The 4,138-nt window shown below is 70.0% G+C and carries 5 protein-coding genes; 1 reads left to right on the top strand and 4 read right to left on the bottom strand.

Annotated features, from left to right (window positions below; genetic code table 11):
• Positions 1-48: 48 nt before the first annotated feature.
• A complete protein-coding gene (gene glpX / locus FNH08_RS46010) occupies positions 49-1,083 on the bottom strand; it encodes a class II fructose-bisphosphatase (RefSeq protein WP_152777643.1) in 1,035 nt (344 codons plus the stop codon).
• A gap of 125 nt (positions 1,084-1,208) precedes the next feature.
• Here glpX and FNH08_RS46015 point away from each other — a divergent pair, with 125 nt between their 5' ends.
• Positions 1,209-1,730, top strand: a complete 522-nt coding sequence (locus tag FNH08_RS46015; protein ID WP_322726523.1) for a DUF4245 domain-containing protein — start codon at positions 1,209-1,211, stop codon at positions 1,728-1,730.
• A 73-nt stretch (positions 1,731-1,803) separates the two neighbouring features.
• On the opposite strand, the gene FNH08_RS46020 is transcribed toward FNH08_RS46015, so the two are convergent.
• From FNH08_RS46020 to xseA, 3 genes are all read right to left on the bottom strand, one after another.
• Complete coding sequence (locus FNH08_RS46020) at positions 1,804-2,394, bottom strand: malonic semialdehyde reductase (protein ID WP_152777645.1); 591 nt, start codon at positions 2,392-2,394, stop codon at positions 1,804-1,806.
• Positions 2,395-2,562: 168 nt separating this feature from the next.
• A complete protein-coding gene (locus FNH08_RS46025; protein ID WP_152777647.1) occupies positions 2,563-2,823 on the bottom strand; it encodes an exodeoxyribonuclease VII small subunit in 261 nt (86 codons plus the stop codon).
• Between the two features lie 9 nt (positions 2,824-2,832).
• Positions 2,833-4,041, bottom strand: a complete 1,209-nt coding sequence (gene xseA, locus FNH08_RS46030; RefSeq protein WP_152777649.1) for an exodeoxyribonuclease VII large subunit — start codon at positions 4,039-4,041, stop codon at positions 2,833-2,835.
• Between the last annotated feature and the right edge of the window lie 97 nt (positions 4,042-4,138).

Genomic DNA, 4,138 nt, shown 5'->3' on the forward strand with positions numbered 1-4,138 from the left:
CACCCGCACTGATCCACAACCCGCACCCCCACCCCCCAACCGGCGGAGCTACTTCGCTCGCTCGAAGTCGATAGAGCTGTACGCCCGCAACTTGCTCAACCGATGCGTGGAGTCGATACGCCGCACCGTCCCGGACTTCGACCGCATGACGATCGAGTCGGTCGTGGCGGTCTCCGCCCGGTACCGCACACCCCGCATCAGCTCGCCGTCGGTGATGCCGGTGGCCACGAAGAAGACGTTCTCACCGGAGACCAGGTCGTCGGTGGTCAGCACACGGTCGAGGTCGTGGCCCGCGTCGATGGCCCGCTGCCTCTCCTCGTCGTCCTTCGGCCACAGCTTGCCCTGGATGGTGCCGCCGAGGCACTTGACCGCGCAGGCCGAGATGATGCCTTCGGGCGTACCGCCGACACCGAGCAGCAGGTCGATGCCGGTGTTCTCGCGCAGCGCCAGGATCGAGCCCGCGACGTCGCCGTCGGAGATCAGCTTGATGCGCGCGCCGGTCTCCCGGATCTCGTCGATGAGACCCTCGTGGCGCGGCCGGTCGAGGATGACGACCGTGACGTCCTCGGGCGTGGACCGCTTGGCCTTGGCGACCCGCCGGATGTTGACGGACACGGGCGCGTTGATGTCGACGAAGTCGGCGGCCTCCGGCCCGGTGACCAGCTTGTCCATGTAGAAGACGGCCGACGGGTCGAACATGGTGCCCCGGTCGGCGGCCGCGAGCACGGCGATCGCGTTCGTCATGCCCTTCGCCGTCAGCGTCGTCCCGTCGATCGGGTCCACGGCGATGTCGCACTCGGGGCCGGTGCCGTCGCCGACACGCTCCCCGTTGAAGAGCATCGGGGCCTCGTCCTTCTCGCCCTCACCGATGACGACGACGCCGTTCATCGACACGGTGGAGACGAGGGTGCGCATGGCGCGTACGGCGGCACCGTCGGCGCCGTTCTTGTCCCCGCGGCCGACCCAGCGGCCGGCGGCCATGGCGGCGGCCTCGGTGACGCGTACGAGTTCCAGAGCGAGGTTGCGGTCGGGGGCCTCGGACGGGACCTCGAGTTCTGACGGCAGATGGTGGTTCTCGGTCATCGGAGCGCACCTTCCTGATACGACGACGGCCGGATGAGGGTTCGACTTGACTCTATCGCCAGACCGACAAAACGAGCAGGGGACCCCACGGATGAGCAGACCGGTGCACCTGCGACGATGAGGGCGTGGCAGGTAGGAACAGCAAGCAGACGGTCCGCAACATGGTCCTCTCCCTCGGGGTCAGTGTTCTGGCGGCCGGAGTCATCTATCTCTTCGTTCCCCATGACGACTCCCCGCCCCCGCTCAAGCGGGTCGACTACCGCGTCGAACTCCTGACGGCGCGCCGTGCGGCGTCCTACCCGGTGGCCGCGCCCGAGGGCCTGCCCAAGAGCTGGAAGGCGACCTCGGTCCGCTTCCAGGGCGACGACTTCGACGCCTGGCACCTCGGTTTCCACGACCCCGAAGGTCAGTACGTGGCGATCGAGCAGTCCGCTCAGAAACCGTCCACCTTCATCGACGACGCAACCCAGGGCGCCGAGGAGACGAAGTCCACCCGGAAGATCGGCGACCAGGTCTGGCGGCGCTACGAGGGTGAGCGCTACGACGCCCTCGTCCTCGAAGGTGACGGCGTGACGACCGTGGTGACCGGGTCGGCACCGCTCGCCCAGCTGACGACGATGGCGGAGGCGCTCAAGACGGCGGAGTAGCCCACGACACAGCGGGTGCAGGACACGGCGGGTGGTGGGACGCGCCGGGGCCCGACGGTGTGGGACGCGAGGATCAGACCGTGGTCACGACCTCGTCGAAGCCCAGGCGCGGCGAGCGCGGGCGGAAGGCGTCCTCGCCGGGCTTGCCGATGTTGACGACCATCAGCGGCGTGTGGTCGTCGTCCAGGAACTCCTTGCGCACGCCCTCGGCGTCGTAGCCGGTCATCGGGCCGGCGGCGAGGCCGGCGGCGCGGATGCCGACGATGAAGTACGCGGCCTGGAGAGCGGCGTTGAACGCGGCGGAACCCTCGCGGGCCGGGCGCTCGGCGAAGAAGAGGTCCTTGATCTGCGGCATGGCAGGGAGGAGGGTCGGCAGCTCCTCGTGGAACTCGTTGTCCGCGGAGAGGATCGCGACCAGCGGGGCGGAGGCGGTCTTCGCCTGGTTGCCTCCGGACATGTGCGGGATCAGGCGTTCGCGGGCCTCGGAGGAGCGGACCAGGGTGATGCGCAGCGGCGTCTGGTTGAAGGCGGTCGGACCGTACTTGACCAGGTCGTAGATCGCCTGCACCTGCTCGTCGGTCACCGGCTCGTCGGTGAACGTGTTCGCGGTGCGGGCCTCGCGGAAGAGCAGGTCCTGGGCAGCGGGGTCAAGAACGAGGGACATACGTGAACTCTCTTGGATGTGCGTAGGGCTTGGGCGTCCGTAGGGTCCCGTTGTCGGCGGACGTCTCCGACGGTACGCGAGAGAAGTTCAACGTTCAACAAAGCCTGGGGCTGAGTGATCGGCTTCACAGCCCTCTGAGGTGGTGCGCCCGGCAGCCGACGGCGCCGGTCACTCCGCGCCGACGCCCTCCGAACCTGCCTCCGACTCCGGCCCCTCCTCCTCGGCCAACGCCGCGTCCAGCCGTCGCCGTGCCCCGTCCAGCCAGCGTCGGCACACCTTGGCCAGCTCCTCGCCGCGCTCCCACAGGGCGAGGGACTCCTCCAAGGACGTACCCCCCGCCTCCAGACGGCGGACGACCTCGATCAGCTCGTCACGCGCCTGCTCGTACCCGAGCGGCTCGGCGGTCTCGCTCGTGTTGCTGCTGGTCATAGCCCCACCCTATGTGTCGACTCGTACGGAGAACTCGCCCTCGGCCACCCGGGCCCGCAGCAACTCGCCCTCCGCGACCTCCTCCGGGGCACGCACGACATGGCCGTCGGGCTTCTGCAGCACCGCGTACCCCCGCTTCAGGGTCGCGGCGGGGGAGAGGGCCACCACGCGCGCGTGGGTGTGCGTCAGCTCCGAGTCGGCGCGGTCGAGCTGGTGGCGGAAGCAGCGGCGGCCGCGGTCGAGCAGCGCGTCGACCTGGTCCGCCCTCTCGTCCACCATGCGGTGCGGGTCCTCCATCGAGGGGCGGGCCAGGGCGTGCGCCAGGCCCCGCTCCTCACGCTCCATGAACGCCTCGACGCAACGCCGCCCGCGGTCCCGCAGCCAGCGCACCCGCTCGTACTCCTCGCCGACGTCCGGTACGACCTTCTTGGCGGCGTCGGTCGGCGTGGACGCGCGCAGGTCGGCCACGTGGTCCAGCAGCGGGTTGTCCGGCTCGTGCCCGATGGCCGACACCACCGGCGTACGGCAGGACGCCACGGTCCTGATGAGCTGCTCGTCGGAGAAGGGCAGCAGATCCTCCACGCTGCCGCCGCCCCGCGCGACGATGATCACGTCCACGTCGTCGAGTGCGTCCAGCTCCTTGACCGCCTGCACGACCTGCGGCACGGCGTGCACGCCCTGCACCGCGACGTTGCGCACCTCGAAGCGGACGGCCGGCCAGCGGTGCCGGGCGTTCTCGAGGACGTCCCGCTCGGCGGCCGAGGCACGCCCGCAGACGAGTCCGACGAGCTGCGGCAGGAAGGGCAGGGGCTTCTTGCGCTCGGGAGCGAACAGCCCCTCCGCGGCGAGGGACTTCTTCAGCTGCTCCAGCCGGGCGAGCAGTTCACCGACACCCACGGGCCTTATCTCGGCGGCGCGCAGCGAGAGCTGCCCCCGCGGCGCGTACCACTCCGGCTTCGCGTGCACCACGACGCGCGCGCCCTCGCTCACGACGTCGGCGATCGCGTCGAACACCTGCCGGTAGCAGGTGACGCTCACGGAGATGTCGTGCGACGGGTCGCGCAGCGTCATGAAGACGACACCCGCGCCCGGGCGCCGCGACAACTGGGTGATCTGCCCCTCGACCCACACCGCACCGAGCCGGTCGATCCATCCCCCGATGAGCCGCGACACCTCGCCGACGGGCAGCGGGGCGTCCGCGGACGTAGTCAGTGCCATGCGACCGAGAGTAGTGGGGAGGACTGACATTCCGGCCTTGGCCTTCCAGCGAACGAGCCAGAGCCGAACCCCTTTTTCGCCCCCGCCGCCCCTACCC

Origin of the sequence: Streptomyces spongiae (genome assembly GCF_009377185.1) — a bacterium.
Taxonomy (GTDB): domain Bacteria; phylum Actinomycetota; class Actinomycetes; order Streptomycetales; family Streptomycetaceae; genus Streptomyces; species Streptomyces spongiae.